The 19,310-nt window shown below is 68.1% G+C and carries 20 protein-coding genes; 17 read left to right on the forward strand and 3 right to left on the reverse strand.

The window, feature by feature from the left end; translation table 11 throughout:
• Nucleotides 1–3: 3 nt before the first annotated feature.
• The 16 genes from AC1RLW_RS03150 to AC1RLW_RS03225 all read left to right on the forward strand — a co-directional run bounded on the left by AC1RLW_RS03150 (nucleotide 4) and on the right by AC1RLW_RS03225 (nucleotide 15,155).
• On the forward strand, nucleotides 4–1,053 hold the full coding sequence (locus AC1RLW_RS03150; RefSeq protein WP_095948675.1) for a sulfate ABC transporter substrate-binding protein: 1,050 nt from the start codon (nucleotides 4–6) through the stop codon (nucleotides 1,051–1,053).
• 99 nt (nucleotides 1,054–1,152) lie between these two features.
• Nucleotides 1,153–1,737 (forward strand): NADPH-dependent FMN reductase, encoded by a 585-nt coding sequence (ssuE, locus tag AC1RLW_RS03155; protein WP_493192193.1) that lies wholly within the window; start codon nucleotides 1,153–1,155, stop codon nucleotides 1,735–1,737.
• Nucleotides 1,738–1,859: 122 nt separating this feature from the next.
• A complete protein-coding gene (locus AC1RLW_RS03160; protein ID WP_489061355.1) occupies nucleotides 1,860–2,897 on the forward strand; it encodes a sulfonate ABC transporter substrate-binding protein in 1,038 nt (345 codons plus the stop codon).
• Nucleotides 2,898–2,920: 23 nt separating this feature from the next.
• On the forward strand, nucleotides 2,921–3,880 hold the full coding sequence (locus AC1RLW_RS03165) for a sulfonate ABC transporter substrate-binding protein (RefSeq protein WP_493192194.1): 960 nt from the start codon (nucleotides 2,921–2,923) through the stop codon (nucleotides 3,878–3,880).
• A gap of 149 nt (nucleotides 3,881–4,029) precedes the next feature.
• Nucleotides 4,030–5,199, forward strand: coding sequence for an FMNH2-dependent alkanesulfonate monooxygenase (gene ssuD / locus AC1RLW_RS03170; protein WP_070060840.1), 1,170 nt, complete (start codon nucleotides 4,030–4,032; stop codon nucleotides 5,197–5,199).
• 8 nt (nucleotides 5,200–5,207) lie between these two features.
• Entirely contained in the window at nucleotides 5,208–6,065 is an 858-nt protein-coding gene (gene ssuC / locus AC1RLW_RS03175; RefSeq protein ID WP_493192195.1) for an aliphatic sulfonate ABC transporter permease SsuC, read from the forward strand.
• An 11-nt stretch (nucleotides 6,066–6,076) separates the two neighbouring features.
• A complete protein-coding gene (locus AC1RLW_RS03180) occupies nucleotides 6,077–7,039 on the forward strand; it encodes an aliphatic sulfonate ABC transporter substrate-binding protein (protein WP_493192196.1) in 963 nt (320 codons plus the stop codon).
• A 4-nt stretch (nucleotides 7,040–7,043) separates the two neighbouring features.
• Entirely contained in the window at nucleotides 7,044–7,874 is an 831-nt protein-coding gene (locus AC1RLW_RS03185) for an ATP-binding cassette domain-containing protein (protein WP_095745458.1), read from the forward strand.
• 36 nt (nucleotides 7,875–7,910) lie between these two features.
• Nucleotides 7,911–9,200: an O-acetylhomoserine aminocarboxypropyltransferase/cysteine synthase family protein gene (locus AC1RLW_RS03190; RefSeq protein WP_493192197.1), complete on the forward strand. Its 1,290-nt coding sequence runs from the start codon at nucleotides 7,911–7,913 to the stop codon at nucleotides 9,198–9,200.
• A 16-nt stretch (nucleotides 9,201–9,216) separates the two neighbouring features.
• Nucleotides 9,217–9,813: a malonic semialdehyde reductase gene (locus tag AC1RLW_RS03195; RefSeq protein ID WP_095948670.1), complete on the forward strand. Its 597-nt coding sequence runs from the start codon at nucleotides 9,217–9,219 to the stop codon at nucleotides 9,811–9,813.
• Nucleotides 9,814–9,865: 52 nt separating this feature from the next.
• Complete coding sequence (locus tag AC1RLW_RS03200) at nucleotides 9,866–10,081, forward strand: TOBE domain-containing protein (protein ID WP_007829250.1); 216 nt, start codon at nucleotides 9,866–9,868, stop codon at nucleotides 10,079–10,081.
• A 469-nt stretch (nucleotides 10,082–10,550) separates the two neighbouring features.
• Nucleotides 10,551–11,033 carry a rhodanese-like domain-containing protein gene (locus AC1RLW_RS03205; protein ID WP_062470259.1) on the forward strand — a complete coding sequence of 161 codons (483 nt, stop codon included), beginning with the start codon at nucleotides 10,551–10,553 and terminating at the stop codon, nucleotides 11,031–11,033.
• 36 nt (nucleotides 11,034–11,069) lie between these two features.
• Complete coding sequence (gene epsC, locus AC1RLW_RS03210) at nucleotides 11,070–11,990, forward strand: serine O-acetyltransferase EpsC (protein WP_493192198.1); 921 nt, start codon at nucleotides 11,070–11,072, stop codon at nucleotides 11,988–11,990.
• The gene (locus AC1RLW_RS03215) at nucleotides 11,987–12,256 is read left to right on the forward strand and encodes a helix-turn-helix domain-containing protein (RefSeq protein ID WP_062470032.1); all 270 of its coding nucleotides are present in this window, start codon (nucleotides 11,987–11,989) and stop codon (nucleotides 12,254–12,256) included. Before epsC ends, AC1RLW_RS03215 begins: the two co-directional genes overlap by 4 nt.
• Nucleotides 12,257–12,320: 64 nt before the next feature.
• A complete protein-coding gene (locus AC1RLW_RS03220; protein ID WP_042579703.1) occupies nucleotides 12,321–13,253 on the forward strand; it encodes a family 2A encapsulin nanocompartment shell protein in 933 nt (310 codons plus the stop codon).
• 66 nt (nucleotides 13,254–13,319) lie between these two features.
• A complete protein-coding gene (locus tag AC1RLW_RS03225) occupies nucleotides 13,320–15,155 on the forward strand; it encodes a family 2A encapsulin nanocompartment cargo protein cysteine desulfurase (RefSeq protein ID WP_493193050.1) in 1,836 nt (611 codons plus the stop codon).
• A gap of 6 nt (nucleotides 15,156–15,161) precedes the next feature.
• Here AC1RLW_RS03225 and AC1RLW_RS03230 read toward each other — a convergent pair whose 3' ends face one another.
• Nucleotides 15,162–16,130 (reverse strand): alpha/beta hydrolase family protein, encoded by a 969-nt coding sequence (locus tag AC1RLW_RS03230; protein WP_493192199.1) that lies wholly within the window; start codon nucleotides 16,128–16,130, stop codon nucleotides 15,162–15,164.
• A 132-nt stretch (nucleotides 16,131–16,262) separates the two neighbouring features.
• Here AC1RLW_RS03230 and AC1RLW_RS03235 point away from each other — a divergent pair, with 132 nt between their 5' ends.
• On the forward strand, nucleotides 16,263–17,624 hold the full coding sequence (locus AC1RLW_RS03235; RefSeq protein ID WP_493192200.1) for an NAD(P)/FAD-dependent oxidoreductase: 1,362 nt from the start codon (nucleotides 16,263–16,265) through the stop codon (nucleotides 17,622–17,624).
• Between the two features lie 31 nt (nucleotides 17,625–17,655).
• On the opposite strand, the gene AC1RLW_RS03240 is transcribed toward AC1RLW_RS03235, so the two are convergent.
• Nucleotides 17,656–18,357 (reverse strand): aspartate/glutamate racemase family protein, encoded by a 702-nt coding sequence (locus AC1RLW_RS03240; RefSeq protein WP_493192201.1) that lies wholly within the window; start codon nucleotides 18,355–18,357, stop codon nucleotides 17,656–17,658.
• Nucleotides 18,358–18,371: 14 nt separating this feature from the next.
• Nucleotides 18,372–19,304 carry a 2-dehydropantoate 2-reductase gene (gene panE, locus AC1RLW_RS03245; protein WP_493192202.1) on the reverse strand — a complete coding sequence of 311 codons (933 nt, stop codon included), beginning with the start codon at nucleotides 19,302–19,304 and terminating at the stop codon, nucleotides 18,372–18,374.
• Nucleotides 19,305–19,310: the final 6 nt, after the last annotated feature.

Here is a 19,310-nt window from a genome sequence, read left to right on the forward strand (position 1 = left end):
ACCATGAGCCTTCGCCGCGACTTTATCAAGCTTTCCCTGGGTGCCGGCGTGGCCGGTGCCTTGGCCCTGTCGGCATTGCCGTCGTTTTCGCAGGGTGCGGCGGGTGCCAAGGGCCCCGTGACGCTGCTGAACGTGTCGTACGACCCGACCCGCGAGCTGTACGTGGACTACAACCAGGCCTTCGCCAAGTACTGGAAGGCCAAGACCGGCCAGGACGTGAGCGTCAAGCAGTCGCACGGCGGCTCGGGCAAGCAGGCCCGCTCGATCATCGACGGCATCGATTCCGACGTGGCCACGCTGGCGCTGGGCGGCGACATCGACGCCCTGGCCACGCATGGCGGCCTCGTCAAGGCCGACTGGCAAAAGCGCCTGCCGCACAACTCGGCCCCCTACACCTCGACCATCGTGTTCCTGGTGAAGAAGGGCAACCCCAAGGGCCTGAAGGACTGGGACGACCTGGTCAAGCCCGGCGTGCAGGTGATCACCCCCAACCCCAAGACCTCGGGCGGCGCCCGCTGGAACTACCTGGCCGCCTGGGAATTCGCCAAGCGCAAGTACGGTGGTGAAGCCAAGGCCAAGGAATTCGTCGGCAACCTGTACAAGAACGTGCCCGTGCTCGACACCGGCGCGCGCGGCTCGACCATCACCTTCGTGCAGCGCGGCGTGGGCGATGTGCTGCTGGCCTGGGAAAACGAAGCCTTCCTGGCGCTGAAGGAATTCGGCCCCGAGAAGTTCGAGATCGTCGTGCCGTCGATTTCCATCCTGGCCGAGCCCAGCGTGGCGGTGGTCGACAAGGTGGTCGACAAGAAGGGCACGCGCGCCGTGGCCGAGGAGTACCTGAAGTACCTGTACTCCGACGAAGGCCAGGACATCGCCGGCCGCAACTTCTACCGCCCGACCTCCGACAAGGCCAAGGCCAAGTACGACAAGCAGTTCCCCAAGCTCACGCTGGTGACCATCGACCAGGCCTTCGGCGGCTGGGCGAAGGCCGACAAGGAGCACTTCGCCGACGGCGGCTCCTTCGACCAGATTTACGCGCCCAAGCAGAAGTAAGCGCAGCTCCTCCGGAATCGATCGCTGGTGGCACCCCGTGGGAGGGCGCCGGGGATCGCTTCGCCCTGAATTTCTCCTGAAGCCCAACGAAAGTTTCTCGTGTCCGTTCTCCTGATTGCTGGCAGCCCCTCGGCCCCGTCCCGCTCCACCGCCTTGCTCGACGCGGTGGGCGAGCGGCTGGCCCAACGCCATGCGCGCATCGAGCGGCTCGCGATCCGCGACCTGCCGCCGCAAGCGCTGCTGCTGGCCGAGTGGGCGCATCCAGCCATCGAGCGAGCCATTGCCCAGGTGGCGGCGGCCCGCGTGATCGTGGTGGCCACGCCGGTCTACAAGGCGGCCTACAGCGGCGTGCTGAAGGTCTTTCTCGACCTGCTCTCGCAGAACGCCCTCAAGGGCAAGACGGTGCTGCCGCTGGCCACCGGCGGCAGCCCACACCACATGCTCGCACTCGACTACGCACTGCGGCCCGTGCTGCAGTCGCTGTCGGCGCGCCACATCCTGCCGGGCGTCTACGCGAGCGATTCGCAGATCGCGTTGACGCCCGAGAACGCCTACCAGGTGCACCACGACCTGGCGGAGCGCTTGAACGAGGCCGTCGAGGTGCTCGCGACCGAAGGCCTGAAGCTGCCGGCGACCCATGGCTTCGAGCCGGTTCCCTTTTCCCGTGTGCGATGTAGCGTCTGACGACCGGGTTCCCCGCTGAACCCGGCCCCGGCCAGACCTCTTTCCGTTCCCCGTTTTTCAAAGCCGCCTGTGTGCGGCCGGGGGATCGCTTTGCCTCACGTTTTTGCACCAAGGAATTCCGCATGAACCCCGTCGCTCCCGAAGACTCCGTGTTCGAAGTCGCGCCGCGCTCCTTCTGGCAGGCGCTGCGCGACCTGGCCATCAGCGCCATCGTCGTCACCGCCATCGCGCTCATCGTGAGCTTCATCTCCGCCGCTTCGGCACACGCCCAGACGCAGACGAAGGCCAAGGGCGAGCTGCGCATCGGCTACCAGAAGTCGGCCAGCCTGTTCGTGCTGCAGAAGGCGCAGGGCACGCTCGAGAAGAAGCTCTCGCCGCTGGGCTTCGGCGTGAAGTGGGTCGAGTTCCCGGCCGGCCCGCAGCTGCTCGAAGGGCTGAACGTGGGCGCGGTCGACGTGGGCTATGTCGGCGAGGCGCCGCCCATCTTCGCGCAGGCCGCGGGGGCGAAGTTCGTCTACTTCGGCTACGACCCGGCCGCACCGCGCGCCGAGGCCATCCTGGTCACCAAGGATTCGCCCATCCGCTCCGTGGCCGACCTCAAGGGCAAGAAGGTCGCGCTCAACAAGGGCAGCAACGTGCACTACCTGCTCGTGAAGCAGCTGGAGAAAAACGGCCTGAAGCTGTCCGACATCCAGCCCGTGTACCTCGCACCCGCCGATGGCCGTGCCGCCTTCGAGAGCAAGAACGTCGACGCCTGGGTGATCTGGGACCCGTTCCAGGCCGCCGCCGAGAAAGCCACCGGCGCCCGCGTGCTGGCCGATGGTGCGCCGGACGTGGTCAACAACTACCAGTACTACCTGGGCGAGCGCGGCTTCGTGAAGAAGCACCCGCAGGTGATCGATGCGCTGTTCGCCGATTCGGTGGAGCAGGGCATCTGGCTCAAGAAGAACCTGCGCCAGGCCGCCGAACTGATCGCGCCGCTGCAGGGCCTGCCCGTCGATGTGGTCGAGCTGGCGCTGCGCCGCTACGAGTTCAACGTGAAGCCGATCACCGCCGCCGTCGCGGCCGACCAGCAGCAGATCGCCGACACCTTCTTCGCGCTGAAGCTCATTCCCAAGCCCATCAAGGTCAGCGACGCGGTCGTCACGGCCCAGCCCTGAACAGTTTCGAAGGACCCCATTCCATGACCCGCATTGCCATTCCCCGCCGCCGCCTGCTCCAGGGCGCGGCCGCCGCCCTCGCGCTGCCATCGTCGTTCGCCGCCCTGGCGCAGAGCCCCGCGCGCCAGTTGCGCATCGGCCACCAGAAGGGCTACCTGAGCGTGCTCAAGGCCCGCGGCACGCTCGAGAAGCGGCTCGCGCCGCTGGGCGCCACCGTGAAGTGGACCGAGTTCACGGCCGGCCCGGTGCAGCTCGAGGCGCTGAACGTCGGCTCGATCGACTTCGGCGACGTCGGCGAAGCGCCGCCCATCTTCGCGCAGGCCGCCGGTGCGCCGCTGGCCTACGTGGGCGCCACGGTGCCGCGTCCGAAGACCGAGGCGGTGCTGGTGCCCAAGGGCTCGGCCATCCAGACCGTGGCCGACCTCAAGGGCAAGAAGATCGCGCTCAACAAGGGCTCGAACGTCCATTACTTCATCGTCAAGCTGTTCGAGAAGCACGGCCTGGCGTACAGCGACCTGAGCCTGGTCTACCTGCCGCCGGTCGATGCGCGCGCCGCCTTCGAAAAAGGCTCGGTCGACGCCTGGGTGATCTGGGACCCGTTCCTGGCCGCCGCGCAGCAGTCGCTCGACGCGCGCATCCTGGCCGACGCCGTGGGCGTGGTCGGCAACCGCGCCTACTACTTCTCGTCGCTCGACTACGTGGCGAAGAACGCCGACGTGCTGGCCGTTGCGATCGAAGAGGTCAACAAGATCGACCAATGGGGCGCCGCCCATCGCAACGAACTGGCGACCGAGCTGTCGGCCATCTGGGGCTTGCCCAAGGCCGTGGCCGACCTGTCGCAGGGCCGCACCGCCTACGGCACGGGCCCGATCACCAAGGCCATCCTGGCCGAGCAGCAGCAGATCGCCGACACCTTCTTCGCGCTCAAGCTGATCCCCAAGAAGATCAACGTGCTCGAAGCCGCCGGCGCGGGGATCGCGTGATGGCCGCCGTGTCGACTGCGCTGCACGAACGCGCCGGCCAGGTGCTGGCCATCACGGCGCGCGCCTGGGGTGTCGTGTCCGCGGCGCGCCGCCTTCCTTTCCTGCTTGCCGTCTGAACGGGCAAGCCAACGAACGATCGAGAGTTTCCGATGCAGATCTTCTGGTTCCTCCCCACGCACGGCGACAGCCGTTACCTCGGCACGAGCGAAGGCGCGCGCGCCGTCGACCTGCCGTACCTGCAGCAGATCGCCGGCGCGGCCGACCACCTCGGCTACGAAGGCGTGCTGATTCCCACCGGCCGCTCCTGCGAAGACCCGTGGGTGATCGCCTCCAGCCTCATCGGCGCGACGAAGAAGCTCAAGTTTTTGGTGGCGGTGCGCCCGGGCCTGCACCAGCCCAGCCTGGCCGCGCGCATGGCCGCGACCTTCGACAGGCTCTCGGGCGGGCGCCTGCTCGTGAACCTCGTCACCGGCGGCGACCAGGCCGAGCTGGAAGGCGACGGCGTGTACCTCGACCATGCGGCGCGCTACGAGCAGTCGGCCGAGTTCATCCGCATCTGGCGCGAGATCATCGCGCGCAGCCACGAGACCGGCACCTACGACTACGAAGGCAAGCACCTGAGCGTGAAGGGGGCGCGGCTGCTGTTTCCGCCGGTACAGAAGCCCTATCCGCCCGTGTGGTTCGGCGGCTCTTCTGCGGCGGCGCACGACCTGGCCGCCGAGCAGGTCGATGCCTACCTGACCTGGGGCGAGCCGCCCGCGGAAGTCTCGAAGAAGATCGCTGACGTGCGCGCCCGCGCCGAACGCCAGGGCCGCAGCGTGCAGTTCGGTATCCGCCTGCACGTGATCGTGCGCGAGACCGAAGACGCCGCCTGGAAGGCCGCCGAAGAACTCATCAGCCGCGTCGACGACGAGACCGTCGCGCGCGCCCAGGCCGCCTTTGCGCGCATGGATTCCGAAGGCCAGCGCCGCATGGCCGCGCTGCACGCCGGCGGCGCCAAGCGCGGGCGCGCCGACCTGGAGATCGCGCCCAACCTCTGGGCCGGCGTGGGCCTGGTGCGCGGTGGCGCGGGAACGGCACTGGTCGGCGACGCCAAGACCGTGGCGGCGCGCATCGAGGAGTACGCGGCGCTGGGCATCGACAAGTTCATCTTCTCGGGCTACCCGCACCTCGAAGAGGCCTACCGCTTTGCCGAGTTGGTGTTCCCGCTGCTCTCGCGCAAGGCGAAGACGCAGCTCGCGGGCGGCTCGCTGAGCGGTCCCTTCGGCGAAGTCGTCGCCAACCTTGACGCGCCCTCCCGACTCGTCTCGCAAAGCTGAGGACACGCATGACCGAACAAGTACAGGAACTGCCGGCGGTGGCGCCGGCGTCGAACACAAGCGATGCCGGCAGCGCGCTGCGAGGCTTCGGCCTCAACGTCGCGAAGCGGCTCATCCCGTGGCTGGTGCCGGTGGGGCTGATCGTCGTCTGGCAGATCGCCTCGTCGCTGGGCTGGCTCTCGACGCGCGTGCTGCCGGCACCGCTGGACGTGGTCAAGGCCGCGTGGTCGCTCACCGTGTCCGGCGAGCTCTGGACGCACGTGAAGGTGAGTGCGGGCCGTGCGCTCGCGGGGCTCGCCATCGGCGGCGGCGCGGGGCTGGCGCTGGGCCTGCTTACGGGCTCGGTGAAGTTCTTCGAGACGCTGCTCGACTCCACCATCCAGATGGTGCGCAACATTCCGGCGCTGGCGCTCATTCCGCTGGTGATTTTGTGGTTCGGCATCGACGAGTCGGCCAAGCTCTTTTTGATCTCGGTGTCGGTGTTCTTCCCGATCTACCTGAACACCTTCCACGGCATCCGCAACGTCGACCCGCAGCTCATCGAGATGGGCCGCACCTACGGCCTGTCGCGCTGGCAGCTGTACCGCGAGGTGATCCTGCCGGGCGCGCTGTCGTCGATCCTCGTGGGCCTGCGCTTCTCGCTGGGCCTGATGTGGGTGATCCTCATCGTGGCGGAGACCATCTCGGCGCAGGCCGGCATCGGCTACCTCACGATGAACGCTCGCGAGTTCCTGCAGACCGACATCGTGCTCGTGGGCATCCTGCTGTACGCGCTGCTCGGTAAGCTGGCCGATCTGTTTGCACGCGGCCTGGAGCAGTGGTGGCTGCGCTGGCACCCCGGCTACCAGAAGAAGTCGGCGAAGTGAGGGCAGGGCACATGAACCACATCCTCATCAATCGCCGTACCGCGCTGGCGACACTGGGCGCGCTGAGTACGGGCGCCGTGCTGGCGCAGCAACAACGGCCCGCCACGGTGCGCTTCGGCTACCAGAAGTCGTCCACGCTGATCGCGCTGCTGAAGGTGCAGGGCACGCTGGAGAAGCAGCTCGCGCCGCTCAACGTTTCGCTGAGCTGGCACGAGTTCACCAGCGGCCTGCCGCTGCTCGAGGCGCTGAACCTCGACAACCTGGACATCAGCGCCGACGTGGCCGACACCGTGCCCGTGTTCGCGCAAGCGGCCGGCGCCGACCTGACCTTTCTGGCGCAGGAGGCCCCGTCGCCCGCCGCGCAGGCCATCGTCGTGCGCGACGACTCGCCGCTCAAGACCGTGGCCGATCTCAAGGGCAGGAAGGTCGGCTTTGCGAAGGCGGCCGGCGCGCACTACCTGCTGATCGCCGCGCTGGAGAAAGCCGGCCTGTCGTTCAAGGACATCGAGCCCGCCTACCTCACGCCGGCCGACGGCCGCGCCGCCTTCGAACGCGGCGCCATCGACGCCTGGGTGGTCTGGGACCCGTTCCTGGCCGCGGCCCAGCGCCAGTCGAAGGTGCGCATCCTGGCCGACGGCGCGGGCATTGCGTCGTACCAGCGCTACTACCTGGCGAGCACCAAGTTCGCGAAGGCGCGGCCCGACGTGCTGCGCGTGGTCTACACCGAACTAGAAAAAACCGGCAAGTGGGTCAAGCAGCACCCCAAGGGAGCCGCGGCCTTGCTCGCGCCCGTGTGGGGGCTCGACGCCCCGACCATCGAGCAGGCCAACAGCCGCCGCAGCTACGCCGTGCGGCCGGTGGTGGCCGGCGGGCTGGCCGAACAGCAGCGCATCGCCGATGCCTTCTTCGCCGAGAAGCTGCTGCCCAGAAAAATCGATGCGCTGAACGTGGCGCTGTTCAACCCCGGGGCCTGACTTCATGAGTGCCGTTCTGAAAGACATCCAACCTCAAGCCATTGCCGGCGGCGTGCGCCTCGAGGCGCGCGGCCTGCACAAGCGCTACGGCGCGCGCGAGGTGCTGCGCAACACGCAGCTGACCATCGAGCCGGGCCAGTTCATCGCCATCGTGGGGCGCAGCGGCTGCGGCAAGAGCACGCTGTTGCGGCTCATCGCGGGCCTGGAAGAAGCCACCTCCGGTGGCCTCTACACCGACGGCAAGGCCGTGAGCGGCCTGCACGACGACACGCGCATCATGTTCCAGGAGGCGCGCCTGTTGCCCTGGCGCCGCGTGCTCGACAACGTGACGCTGGGCCTGCCCAACGATGCCAAGGCGCGCGGCAAGGAAGTGCTCGCGCAGGTCGGCCTGGCCGATCGCGAGAACGAATGGCCGGCGCGCCTGTCGGGCGGGCAGCGCCAGCGCGTGGCCCTGGCGCGTGCGCTGGTGCACCACCCGCGCCTGCTGCTGCTCGACGAGCCGCTGGGCGCGCTCGACGCGCTCACGCGCATCGAGATGCATCGCCTCATCGAGAACCTGTGGCAGCGCCACCGCTTCACCGCGCTGCTGGTGACGCACGACGTGCAGGAAGCCGTGGCGCTGGCCGACCGCGTGATCCTCATCGAGGACGGCCGCATCGCGCTCGACGAGAACATCGCGCTGGCGCGCCCGCGCTCGCAGGGCGACCCGGCCTTTGCCGCGATCGAAAAACGAATCCTCGACCGGGTGCTGCAGAAGTCCGAAGAGACCGATGTGGAAAGCACCGATGCCAGCTGGCTCACGCCCCAGGCCCATGCCTTGCGCTGGGCGATCTGAGTCGTTTCATCCATTCCCCCTTTGAAAGGCAGTCGCATGTCGCAGAACTGGAAATTCGAAACCCTGTCGGTCCACGCCGGCTACTCGCCCGAGCCCACCACCCGCGCGGTCGCGCCACCGATCTACCAGACCGTCGCCTACGCCTTCGACAGCGCGCAGCACGGCGCGGACCTGTTCGACCTGAAGGTGCCGGGCAACATCTACACCCGCATCAACAACCCGACGCAGGACGTGCTGGAACAGCGCGTGGCCGCACTCGAAGGCGGCATCGCGGCGCTGGCGCTGGCCTCGGGGCAGGCGGCCGTGACCTATGCGATCCAGACCATCGCCGAAGCCGGTGACAACATCATCAGCAGCACGGCGCTGTACGGCGGCACCTACAACCTGTTCGCCCACACGCTGCCGCAGTTCGGCATCACCACGCGCTTCGCGGACCACCGCGACCCGAGCAGCTTCGAGAAGTTGTTCGACGAGCGCACCAAGGCGGTGTTCGTCGAGTCGCTGGGCAACCCGGCGGGCAACGTGACCGACATCGCGGCCATCGCCGAAATTGCGCACCGCCACGGCGTGCCGCTGATCGTCGACAACACCGTGCCCTCGCCATACCTGAGTCGGCCCATCGAGCACGGCGCCGACATCGTGGTGCACTCGCTCACCAAGTACCTGGGCGGCCACGGCACCAGCATCGGCGGTGCCATCGTCGATTCGGGCAAGTTCCCATGGGCCGAGCACAAGGAGCGATTCAGGCGCCTGAACGAGCCCGATGTGAGCTACCACGGCGTGGTCTACACCGAGGCGCTGGGCCCGGCCGCCTACATCGGCCGTGCGCGCGTGGTGCCGCTGCGCAACACGGGCGCGGCCATCTCGCCGTTCAACGCCTTCCTGATCCTGCAGGGCATCGAGACGCTGGCGCTGCGCATGGACCGCATCAGCAGCAATGCGCTGGCGGTGGCGCAGCACCTGAAGCAGAGCAAGGCCGTCAACTGGGTGAACTACGCCGCGCTCGAAGACCACGCCGACTACCCGCTGGCGAAGAAGTACTTCGGCGGCAAGTCCAGCGGCGTGCTGACCTTCGGCATCGGTGCCGGCCGCGAGGGCGGGGCGAAGTTCCTCGATGCGCTGAAGCTCTTCACGCGCCTGGTGAACATCGGCGACGTGCGCTCGCTGGCCACGCACCCCGCATCGACCACGCACCGGCAGCTGTCGCCCGAAGAGCTGGCCCGGGCCGGCGTCACGGAAGACACGGTGCGCCTGTCGGTGGGCATCGAGCACATCGACGACCTGATTGCTGACCTCGACCAGGCGCTTGCCGCCGCATCGAACTGACACAGCGTTCCAAGAAATGACCACACTGCAAGCCATTCCTGACGCCGCGCTGGACCAGCTGTTTCGCAAGGCGCGCACCGTGCATGCCTTCAAGCCGGTGCCCGTGACCGACGCGCTGATCCATCAGCTGTATGACCTCGTGAAGTGGGGCCCGACCGCCTACAACGCCCAGCCCGCGCGCTACGTGTTCGTGCGCAGCGAGGAGGCCAAGGCCAAGCTCAAGCCGGCGGTGTCGGCGGGCAACACCGCGCAGACGCTGCAGGCCGGCGTGACGGTGATCGTGGCGCATGACACGCGCTTCTACGAGCACCTGCCCACGCAGTTCCCGGCCTACGACGCCAAGCCCTTCTTCGAGAAGAGCGCTGACGCCGCGCAGGCCACGGCCTTCCGCAACAGCAGCCTGCAGGGCGCCTACCTGATCCTGGCGGCGCGTTCGCTCGGGCTCGACGCGGGGCCGCAGTCGGGCTTCAACGCCGACCTCGTCGACAAGGCCTTCTTCCCCGACGGCCGCTATCGCGCGAACTTCCTCGTCAACCTCGGCGTGGCCGACCACGCCGGCACCTTCGAACGCGGGCCCCGGCTGGCGTTCGACGACGTGGCCGAGATCGTCTGAGCGCCGACCGTTCTCACTCACAACCCCTGTCAACCCTGAAAGAGAAATCACCATGTCCATCCAAGCCATCAACGTCCGCAACCAGTTCAAGGGCAAGGTCCGCGAGATCATCCGCGGCGACGTCGTCTCCGAAGTCGATGTCGAAACCGCCTGGGGCATCGTCACCTCCGTCATCACCACGCGCTCGGTCGACGAGCTGCAGCTGAAGGTGGGTTCCGACGTGGTCGCACTCGTGAAGTCGACCGAAGTTTCGATCGCCAAGCTCTGACGGACCCTCGGGCTTTGCGATTCCCCGGTGCTGTCTTTGGTGCCGGGGTTTTTCGTTTCAGCGCTGCTGGTTCGGGGCGTGTGCGCAGGCCACAGGGTACTTCCCTCCGCGAATGTCCCCCGCCTTCGGCTCCTCCTTGATTTCGCTGCGGGAAGCACCCTGTGGCCTGGGCACAGGGCACGCTGTGGGTGTGCCGCCGATCAACGACCGCTCCGAACACGCTCACGTCGATGGGGTGCCTTGCGCAGCGAAATCAAGGAGGAGGGCGAAGCCCGGGGGACATTCGCGGAGCAAGGTACCCCGTCGGCGGGAGCGCACCCTGAAGCACCCAGACCCAGCACCCCATAGATCACAAGGTTGTTAAGAATCGACTTTTGAGTCGTTTGACCTTGGCCTTCGCACTCCTACAGTGGTGGTTATCGCCATCAAGGAAGATGGAATGACCAACGTACAACAGGAGCCGAACCGCATGTCCGTGGAAGTTGAAGATGTCATCGCCTTGCCGCCTGCCCTCGAACAGGCGCGCGCGCAAGCCATCGAAAAGAACTGGCCCTACGCCGGCGGCGTGACGCCCCCCGTGGCCTGGCAGTTGGTACAGGACGGCCACGCCTTGCTCGTGGACGTGCGCTCCGGCGAAGAACGCAAGTTCGTCGGCCACGTGCCCGACAGCCTGCACGTGGCCTGGGCCACGGGCACCGCGCTCACCCGCAACCCGCGCTTCGTGCGCGAGCTCGAGGCCAAGGTGGCGAAGGACGGCGGCAAGGAGGCCGTGGTGCTGCTGTTGTGCCGCAGCGGCAAGCGCTCCGCACTGGCGGCCGAAGCTGCGGCCAAGGCCGGCTTCACACAGGTGTTCAACGTGCTCGAAGGCTTCGAGGGCGAGATCGATGCGCGGCAGCATCGCGGCGGGTCCGACGGCTGGCGTTTCCATGGCCTGCCGTGGGTGCAGGACTGAACCCCATCGATAGAAACACACGGGAGGAAAACACACATGGCTCAATTCGAAGTGAGTGGCATCGTGCGCGCACTGCACGAGGTGCGCGACGAGTGGCGCGATTCGCAGCGCCGTTCGCGCGAGCCCGGTGCGCGCGAGTTTCCGTCGCGCGATGCGCTGGCGCAGATCGTCGAATCGCTCAAGGGCGCGCTCTTTCCGATGCGGCTGGGCCCGCCGGATCTGCGCCACGAGAGCGAGGACTTCTACGTGGGCCACACGCTCGACGCCGCCTTGCAGGCACTGCTGGTGCAGGCCCGGCTCGAGCTGAATTTCAACGCACGGCTGGCGCCGCGCCCCGCGAGCGAGATCGACGCAGCGGCTACCGAAGCCGTGCGCCAGTTCGCGAACGCGCTGCCGGGCCTGCGCCGGCTGCTCGACAGCGACGTGCTCGCGGCCTACCAGGGCGACCCTGCCGCGCGCAGCGTCGACGAGGTGTTGCTGTGCTATCCGGGCGTGCTGGCGATGATCCATCACCGCCTCGCGCACCGGCTCTACGAGCTCGGCCTGCCGCTGCTCGCGCGCATCGTGGCCGAGCTGGCGCATGCGCAGACCGGCATCGACATCCACCCGGGCGCGACGATCGACGCGGGCTTCTTCATGGACCATGGCACCGGCGTCGTGATCGGCGAGACGGCCGTCATCGGCAAGCGCGTGCGGCTGTACCAGGCCGTCACGCTCGGCGCCAAGCGCTTCCCCACCGACGCCGAAGGCAACCTGCAGAAGGGCCTGCCGCGCCACCCGGTGGTGGAGGACGACGTGGTCATCTACGCGGGCGCCACCATCCTGGGCCGCGTGACGCTGGGCAAGGGCGCGGTCATCGGCGGCAACGTGTGGATCACCGACGACGTGAAGCCCGGCGCCAGCGTCACGCAGGCCAGCCTGCAGAACAACAGTGCACCGAAGGCGGGCAGCGTATGAAAGCCTTTGTCGAAGACTTCGGCGTCACCGTGCGCCAGCTGCGCGAAGGGCAGGGCTGGTCGCAGGAAGAGCTGGCCGAGCGTTCCGATCTGAACCGCTCGTACGTGGGCGAGATCGAGCGCGGGCGCGTGATCCCGTCGATCGTCACGGCGCAGAAGCTGGCCACCGCGCTGGGCATCAACATCGTCAACCTGCTCGCGCGTTGCGAGCAACTGGAGCAGTCGCGCCTTGCACGGCGGATCAACTTGGCGGCTATAGCCTGTTGAGGGGAAACCCGTGGTCGCCAGACACTGGCGATCACTTTTTCCTCAACCCACGGAGCCTTGATCCATGAGTGCAACAGTCGGTGGTACCACCGCCCTTGGCGACAACGCCGCCCGCCAGCTAGCCAACGCCACCAAGACCGTTCCCCAACTCGAGACCATCAGCCCGCGCTGGCTGACGCACCTGCTGCAATGGGTGCCGGTGGAAGCGGGCATCTACCGCGTCAACAAGGTCAAGAACCCCGAGTCGATCAAGGTCACCTGCACCTCGCGCGAAGAAGAGAACCAGCTGCCGCGCACCTTCGTCGACTACGAAGAGAACCCGCGCGAGCACTACCTCAATGCCGTGAGCACCGTGCTCGACGTGCACACCCGCATCTCCGACCTGTACAGCAGCCCGCACGACCAGATCAAGGAGCAGCTGCGCCTCACGATCGAGACGATCAAGGAGAACCAGGAGAGCGAGCTCATCAACAACCCCGACTACGGCCTGCTGGCGCAGGTGAGCGAAGAGCAGCGCATCTTCCCGCTGACCGGCGCGCCCACGCCCGACGACCTGGACGAACTGCTGACCAAGGTATGGAAGGAGCCCGCGTTCTTCCTCACGCACCCGCTGGCCATTGCCGCGTTCGGTCGTGAAGCCACGCGCCGTGGCACGCCGCCGCCCACGGTGAGCCTGTTCGGTTCGCAGTTCATCACCTGGCGCGGCATTCCGCTGATTCCGTCGAACAAGGTGCCGGTGGCCGACGGCAAGAGCAAGATCCTGCTGCTGCGCGTGGGCGACAAGCGCCAGGGCGTGGTGGGCCTGTTCCAGCCGGGCCTGTCGGGCGAGCAGAGCCCGGGGCTGTCGGTGCGCTTCATGGGCATCAACAACCATGCGATCGCGTCGTACCTGATCTCGCTGTACTGCTCGCTCGCGGTGCTGACCACCGACGCGCTGGCCGTGCTCGACGACGTCGAGATCGGCAAGTACCACGACTATCCCGACACCTACAAGTAAGCCGCGGTGAGCAGCACACCCACGTTCCCGGGCGAGGCGCCGTTCGATCCGGCCGTTCTCGCGCGCATGGCCAGCGCCATGTTCTCCGCGCCGCCGGGCGCGCAGTTTCCCGCCAACATCGCACCGCCGGGCTCGCCGCTGGTGAGCCCCGCCGGCTTCGGGCCGAGCGTGCCGGGTACGCCGATCCCGCAGGGGCAGGTTCCGGGCGCCAACGTGCTGCCGGCATCGCCCACGCAGCTGCCGTCGCTCGCGAACCGCGCGCCGGCCTTGCTGCCGCATGCGGTGGCGGGCAATGGCGTGCCGGACACGGTGCTGTCGGTAGCGCCGGCCTTCGAGCCGCGCTCGGGCGGCGTGGTGCAGGGCGTGCCGCAGCAGGTGGGGGCGCCTGCGTCGCCGCAGGCGGCCTCCGCATCGCCGTTCTACTTCCTGAACCACAGCTACGGGCATCCGGTGGCCAGCGCCAGCGATGGCTTTGCGGTCCACGATCCGTTCGCGGGCCTTGCCGCACCGACGGCGCAGCCTGCATTGCCACCGAGCCCACCTTCGGCGCCAGCCGGACGCGATGCGCAGTTCTACTTCGTCGATGCGGTGCGCCTGCCCAACGGCTTCGTCACGCCGGCCAAGCCCGATCCACGTGGCCCCGATGCAGTGCCGCTCGCCGGCAGCGGCCAGCATCCGCCGTTCGACGTGCACGCCGTGCGCCGCGACTTCCCGATCCTGCAGGAGCGGGTGAACGGCAAGCAGCTCGTGTGGTTCGACAACGCCGCCACCACGCACAAGCCGCAATCGGTCATCGACCGCATCGCGTACTTCTACGAGCACGAGAACTCGAACATCCATCGCGCGGCGCATGAACTGGCCGCGCGTGCGACCGATGCCTACGAAGGCGCGCGGGAGCGTGTGCGCAAGTTCATCAACGCCCCCGAAGTCGACGAGGTGATCTTCGTGCGCGGCACCACCGAGGCCATCAACCTCGTGGCCAAGAGCTGGGGCGGCCAGCACGTGGGCGAGGGCGACGAGATCATCGTGTCGAACCTGGAGCACCACGCCAACATCGTGCCGTGGCAGCAGCTCGCCGCCGCCAAGGGCGCGAAGCTGCGCGTGATCCCGGTGGACGACTCGGGGCAGGTGCTGCTCGACGAATACCGCAAGCTGCTGAATGACCGCACGAAGATCGTCGCGGTCACGCAGGTCTCGAACGCACTGGGCACAGTGGTGCCGGTGAAGGAGATCGTCGAGCTGGCACACCGCGCAGGCGCCAAGGCGCTGGTCGATGGCGCGCAGTCGGTCTCGCACATGCGCGTGGACGTGCAGGACCTGGGCGCCGACTTCTTCGTGTTCTCCGGCCACAAGGTGTTCGGCCCGACCGGCATCGGCGTGGTGTGGGGCAAGCGCGAGGTGCTCGAAGACATGCCCCCGTGGCAGGGTGGCGGCAACATGATTGCCGACGTGACCTTCGAGAAGACCGTGTTCCAGCCGATCCCGAACAAGTTCGAGGCCGGCACGGGCAACATCGCCGATGCCGTGGGCCTGGGCGCGGCGATCGACTACGTGAACAAGGTCGGCATCGAGAACATCGCGCGCTACGAGCACGACCTGCTGGTGTACGGCATGGCGCAACTGGGCGCGATTCCCGGTGTGCGGCTGATCGGCACGGCGGTCGACAAGGCCAGCGTGATGTCCTTCGTGCTCGACGGCTACACCACCGAGGAGGTGGGCCACGCGCTCAACGACGAAGGCATTGCCGTGCGCACGGGCCACCACTGCGCGCAGCCGATCCTGCGGCGCTTCGGCGTCGAGACCACGGTGCGGCCGTCGCTGGCGTTCTACAACACCTTCGACGAGATCGACCGGCTGGTGACGGTGGTGCGGCGACTCGCCGGCCAGCGGCGCACGCGCTGAGCCGGCTCAGGGCTTCGATGCCAGGTGCTGCCTGAAGAAGGCGAGCACCTTGGCATTGAAGTCGGCGTGGAAGGCGACGCGGTCGAAGCCGCCTGCATCGCTGCAGATCTCCGGCAGGGCCTTGGCCATGGCCGGCGCGCAGGGCGCCAGGAAGGCGAAGTGCGCGGTGTTCGCGGGCACGTACCAGGCCGGCGCGGAAGGCAGGTTGCGGCGAACCGCTTCGACGTCGTCCAGCGTCACCCCGTCGCCGCCGCGCGCGGAGGCCCAGAGCTGGACGGGCACCGTGACCTGCTTCAGCCCCTCGGCATCGAAAAAGCTCAACGGGTCGACGATCACCGCCGCCTTGATGCGCGCATCGCGCACCGGCGGCGCGGGCAGTTCCTTGCGCTGGATCTGGCCGCAGAACGGAATCTTCGACGCCGGCGTGCAAAAGCGCAGGCCGAGCTTGAAGTCGGGCACTGCGCCCGTCGCGACGAGGCCGGTGTAGCCGCCGCGCGAGAAGCCGAAGAAGCCGACCCGGTCGGCGGCGATCTTTGTGTGCCCAGGCCACGTCTTGAGCATGTGATCCGCCAGCCGGCGCATGTCGACGGGCCGCGCGGCAAATGTCGAGAGATGGCCCCGGCGTTCCATATCCTGGAAGTTGTCGTTCGGATGGTTGATGGCGGCGACCACGAAGCCCGCGTCGGCTAGGGCCGCGGCCGTGTCGTGGTGGCCGAGGAACGAGCCGCCCGAGCCGTGCGACATCAGCACCAGCGGCAGCCCCGTGCCGGCGACGGGGCAGTCCTTGGTGGCCGAGATCGCGATCAGGCCGAACGCGATCTCGCCGGGGGCTGCCTCGCAAGGCGTCCACACCGCGCCGCGCAAGGCCGGCCCGTCCTTGTCGGCCGGCACCTCGATGAAGCTGAACCCCGCCGCATGGCTCCATGCGGCAGACACACAGAGGGCGGCGAGCAGGGCAAGGCGATGCAGGGTCATGGTGCGCAAGGGGTAGGGGGCTGAACGGGCCGCCAGTGTGCCGCCTCCGGCCCCGCGCCGCCAGCCCGTTTTGCGTCGTGCGATGCGGGCGCGCTATGCTCTGTCGCTGTCCATCACGCTGCTTGTCTTCGCATGTCCCAGCCTCAGGTTTCTTCTTCCGGTGCTCCTTCTTCTGTCAGCGATTCCTGCGATGTGTTCGTGATCGGCGGCGGCCCCGCAGGTTCGACCGTCGCGGCGCTGCTGGCGCAGCAGGGGCGCAGGGTGGTGCTGGTCGAGAAAGAGCACCACCCGCGTTTTCACATCGGCGAATCGCTGCTGCCCGCGAACGTCGAGCTGTTCGACAAGCTCGGCGTGCGCGACCAGGTCGAGAAGATCGGCATGCCGAAGTTCGGCATCGAGTTCGTCTCGCCCGAGCATGAGCACCGCAGCTACGTGGAGTTCGCCGAAGGCTGGGACAAGTCGCTCGACTCCGCCTGGCAGGTGCGCCGCTCCGAGCTCGACGAGCTGCTGTTTCGCAACGCCGCCACGCGCGGCGCCCAGGCCTTCGAAGGCTGCAAGGTGCGCGACGTGGCCTTCGACGCCGACGGCGCCACCGTGCAGGCCGTGATGGACGACGGCGCCAAGCGCAGCTGGCGCGCACGCTTCGTGGTCGACGCCACGGGTCGCGACACGCTGCTGGCCAACAAATTCCGCTGCAAGCAGAAGAACCCCGACCACAACAGCACCGCGCTGTTCGGCCACTTCACGAATGCCGAGCGGCTCGAGGGCAAGAAGGAAGGCAACATCAGCATCTGCTGGTTTCCGCACGGCTGGTTCTGGTTCATTCCGCTGGCCGACGGCACGACCAGCGTGGGCGCGGTGTGCTGGCCCTACTACCTGAAGACGCGCGAAAAATCGCTGAAGGAATTCTTCTACGACACCATCGCGCTGTGCCCCGTGCTGGCCGACCGCCTGAAGAACGCCACGCTGGTCGACGACGCCGTGCACGCCACGGGCAACTTCTCGTACTCGAGCACGCACGCCACCGGCGACAACTACCTGCTGCTGGGCGACGCCTTCACCTTCATCGACCCGATGTTCTCCTCGGGTGTGTACCTGGCGATGCACAGCGCCTTCGACGGCGCCGAGCTGGTGGCCACCGCGCTCGACCAGCCGGCCGAGCTGGCCCGCGCCCGCGAAGGCTTCGAGGCCATGATGCGCAAGGGCCCGCGCGAATACTCGTGGTTCATCTACCGCGTGACCAACCCGACCATCCGCGACATGTTCATGTACCCCGGCAACCCGTTCCGGGTGAAGGAGGCGCTGATGTCGCTGCTGGCCGGCGACATCTACAAGGGCACGCCGATGTGGGGCGCGCTGCGCATGTTCAAGGTGCTGTACTACGGCATCTCCCTCGCCAACTTCCGCCGCACCTGGGCGGGGTGGAAGCGTCACCGCTTCAACATCCGCGACATGGGGGCGTTGAAGGGGGAGACGATCCTGAAGTCGGACTAGGCGCGCCGAGATGCGGGTTCGCGTCGCGGGGCTACCAGCCCGTCAGGCCGGTACCGGCGGATGCCCACGCGGTGTTCGATGCGCGCAACGTCGCCACCGCGTGCGCCACCCCCAGCTGCGGGCTGCTGAGCACCTCGACCTTGAGGCCCGCCAGCAACCCCGTCACCGGTGCCATCGACGCCTGCGCCAGCACGATCACATCGGTGCCGTCGGCCGCGGCGCGGATCGATTCGGCCAGCGTGGCCACGTAGCGCGCGATGTCGCCGGATTGGAAATGCACCCAGGCATCGTCGACCAGCAGCGTGCTGGCGCGGATGCCGACGCCGGCTTGCCGCGCGGCTGAAAGCACGAGCGACAGGGTCGGGTCGATGGTGCTCTCGACGGCGCCGACGATGAGCACGCGCGGGCCGTTGCGCACGGCGCGGTCGGCCATGGCGCGGTCGATGCGCAGGGCGGCGAAGGCGCCGCCGGTGGCGGTCTTTTCGGCGATGCCGCCAATGGTCGAGCAGGTGCACACGACCACGGAGGCGCCGTCCGAGGCGGCGTCGCGCATGGCTTCGTGGACACGCGCGACCAGGCCGGCGTGGTCGACGCCCAGGGTGCGCGCATCGGCGAGCAGCTCTTCCATCACCAGGTGCTGCACGCGCAGCTCGGGTGCGATCTCGCGGGCGAGGCTGCCGAAGGTCTGCACATGCACCTGCGCGGTATGGAGGAAGGCGAGCGTGTCGGCCATGGTGTTGCCGTCGTTCAATCGGCCTCGTGGGCGCGCCGGAACTCGTAGGCCTTCAGGTGCACGTACGCCGTGCGCAGCACCGACGGCGTGGCCGATGCGCTGCGCGGCGCGCGGGCCAGCAGGTCGCCCAGGATGTGGTCGGCCTCGACGCGCGCGCCGCGGGCCATGTCCTTGTACATGGAGGCGGTCATGGGCGAGCCGGCGGTCGTGACGACTGCGCGGCCGCGCGTGATGGCGCCGGGCCGCGGGGCAAAGCCGTTGTGGGCGGCGATGGCGCAGCACTCGTCGAAGATCGCGAGCGCCACGTCTTCGCCGCCGGCCGCCACGATGTCGCCGATGGAGGCGTGCATGAGGCTCGTGAGGCCCGCGGCCGAGGCGATGAAGACCCACTTCTCCCACATGTCCTGCGCGATGGTCTCGCTCGCGGTGGCCGTGAAGTTCGCACCCGCGAACTGGGCTGCGATGGCGTCGATGCGCGGCGAACGCCCGCCCGCGCGTTCGCCGTAGCTCAGGCTGTGCATGTCGTTCAGGTGCTGCACGCGGCCCTCGTCGTCGAGGGTGGCGGAGATCATGCACAGGCCGCCGAGCACGCGTGTCTCGCCGAAGCGCGCGACCAGCCGGTCAATGTGGCCCAGGCCGTTGAGCAGCGGGAGGATGACGGTGTCGGGTCCGACGGCGGGTGCGAACGAATCCATGGTGGCGTCGAGGTCGTAGGCCTTGCAGCCGACCACGACCACGTCGTACGGCCCGGCGATCTGCGGGGCCAGCACGTGCTTCGGCGTGGGCAGGTCGAGGTCGCCGAACGGGCTGCGCACCACGAGCCCGGTCGTGGCCAGCTGGGCCGCGCGGCCGGGACGCAGTAGAAAGGTCACATCGCGGCCTGCTGCGAGCAGGCGTGCGCCGAAGTAACCACCGAGTGCTCCCGCACCCACCGTCAGGAATCGCATCGCGCG

It is taken from the genome of Variovorax sp. GW822-FHT04A09, from assembly GCF_058801005.1.

What these genes read in the sequence shown, in the direction of transcription:
- ssuD (WP_070060840.1), top strand. Translation starts at nt 4,030, where the DNA reads ATGCAGATCTTCTGGTTCCTCCCCACGCACGGCGACAGCCGTTACCTC.
- panE (WP_493192202.1), bottom strand. Translation starts at nt 19,304, where the DNA reads ATGCGATTCCTGACGGTGGGTGCGGGAGCACTCGGTGGTTACTTCGGC.
- AC1RLW_RS03200 (WP_007829250.1), top strand. Translation starts at nt 9,866, where the DNA reads ATGTCCATCCAAGCCATCAACGTCCGCAACCAGTTCAAGGGCAAGGTC.
- ssuC (WP_493192195.1), top strand. Translation starts at nt 5,208, where the DNA reads ATGACCGAACAAGTACAGGAACTGCCGGCGGTGGCGCCGGCGTCGAAC.
- AC1RLW_RS03215 (WP_062470032.1), top strand. Translation starts at nt 11,987, where the DNA reads ATGAAAGCCTTTGTCGAAGACTTCGGCGTCACCGTGCGCCAGCTGCGC.
- AC1RLW_RS03160 (WP_489061355.1), top strand. Translation starts at nt 1,860, where the DNA reads ATGAACCCCGTCGCTCCCGAAGACTCCGTGTTCGAAGTCGCGCCGCGC.
- AC1RLW_RS03220 (WP_042579703.1), top strand. Translation starts at nt 12,321, where the DNA reads ATGAGTGCAACAGTCGGTGGTACCACCGCCCTTGGCGACAACGCCGCC.
- epsC (WP_493192198.1), top strand. Translation starts at nt 11,070, where the DNA reads ATGGCTCAATTCGAAGTGAGTGGCATCGTGCGCGCACTGCACGAGGTG.
- AC1RLW_RS03240 (WP_493192201.1), bottom strand. Translation starts at nt 18,357, where the DNA reads ATGGCCGACACGCTCGCCTTCCTCCATACCGCGCAGGTGCATGTGCAG.
- AC1RLW_RS03185 (WP_095745458.1), top strand. Translation starts at nt 7,044, where the DNA reads ATGAGTGCCGTTCTGAAAGACATCCAACCTCAAGCCATTGCCGGCGGC.
- AC1RLW_RS03230 (WP_493192199.1), bottom strand. Translation starts at nt 16,130, where the DNA reads ATGACCCTGCATCGCCTTGCCCTGCTCGCCGCCCTCTGTGTGTCTGCC.
- AC1RLW_RS03195 (WP_095948670.1), top strand. Translation starts at nt 9,217, where the DNA reads ATGACCACACTGCAAGCCATTCCTGACGCCGCGCTGGACCAGCTGTTT.
- AC1RLW_RS03165 (WP_493192194.1), top strand. Translation starts at nt 2,921, where the DNA reads ATGACCCGCATTGCCATTCCCCGCCGCCGCCTGCTCCAGGGCGCGGCC.
- AC1RLW_RS03225 (WP_493193050.1), top strand. Translation starts at nt 13,320, where the DNA reads ATGGCCAGCGCCATGTTCTCCGCGCCGCCGGGCGCGCAGTTTCCCGCC.
- AC1RLW_RS03190 (WP_493192197.1), top strand. Translation starts at nt 7,911, where the DNA reads ATGTCGCAGAACTGGAAATTCGAAACCCTGTCGGTCCACGCCGGCTAC.
- AC1RLW_RS03205 (WP_062470259.1), top strand. Translation starts at nt 10,551, where the DNA reads ATGTCCGTGGAAGTTGAAGATGTCATCGCCTTGCCGCCTGCCCTCGAA.
- AC1RLW_RS03150 (WP_095948675.1), top strand. Translation starts at nt 4, where the DNA reads ATGAGCCTTCGCCGCGACTTTATCAAGCTTTCCCTGGGTGCCGGCGTG.
- AC1RLW_RS03180 (WP_493192196.1), top strand. Translation starts at nt 6,077, where the DNA reads ATGAACCACATCCTCATCAATCGCCGTACCGCGCTGGCGACACTGGGC.
- AC1RLW_RS03235 (WP_493192200.1), top strand. Translation starts at nt 16,263, where the DNA reads ATGTCCCAGCCTCAGGTTTCTTCTTCCGGTGCTCCTTCTTCTGTCAGC.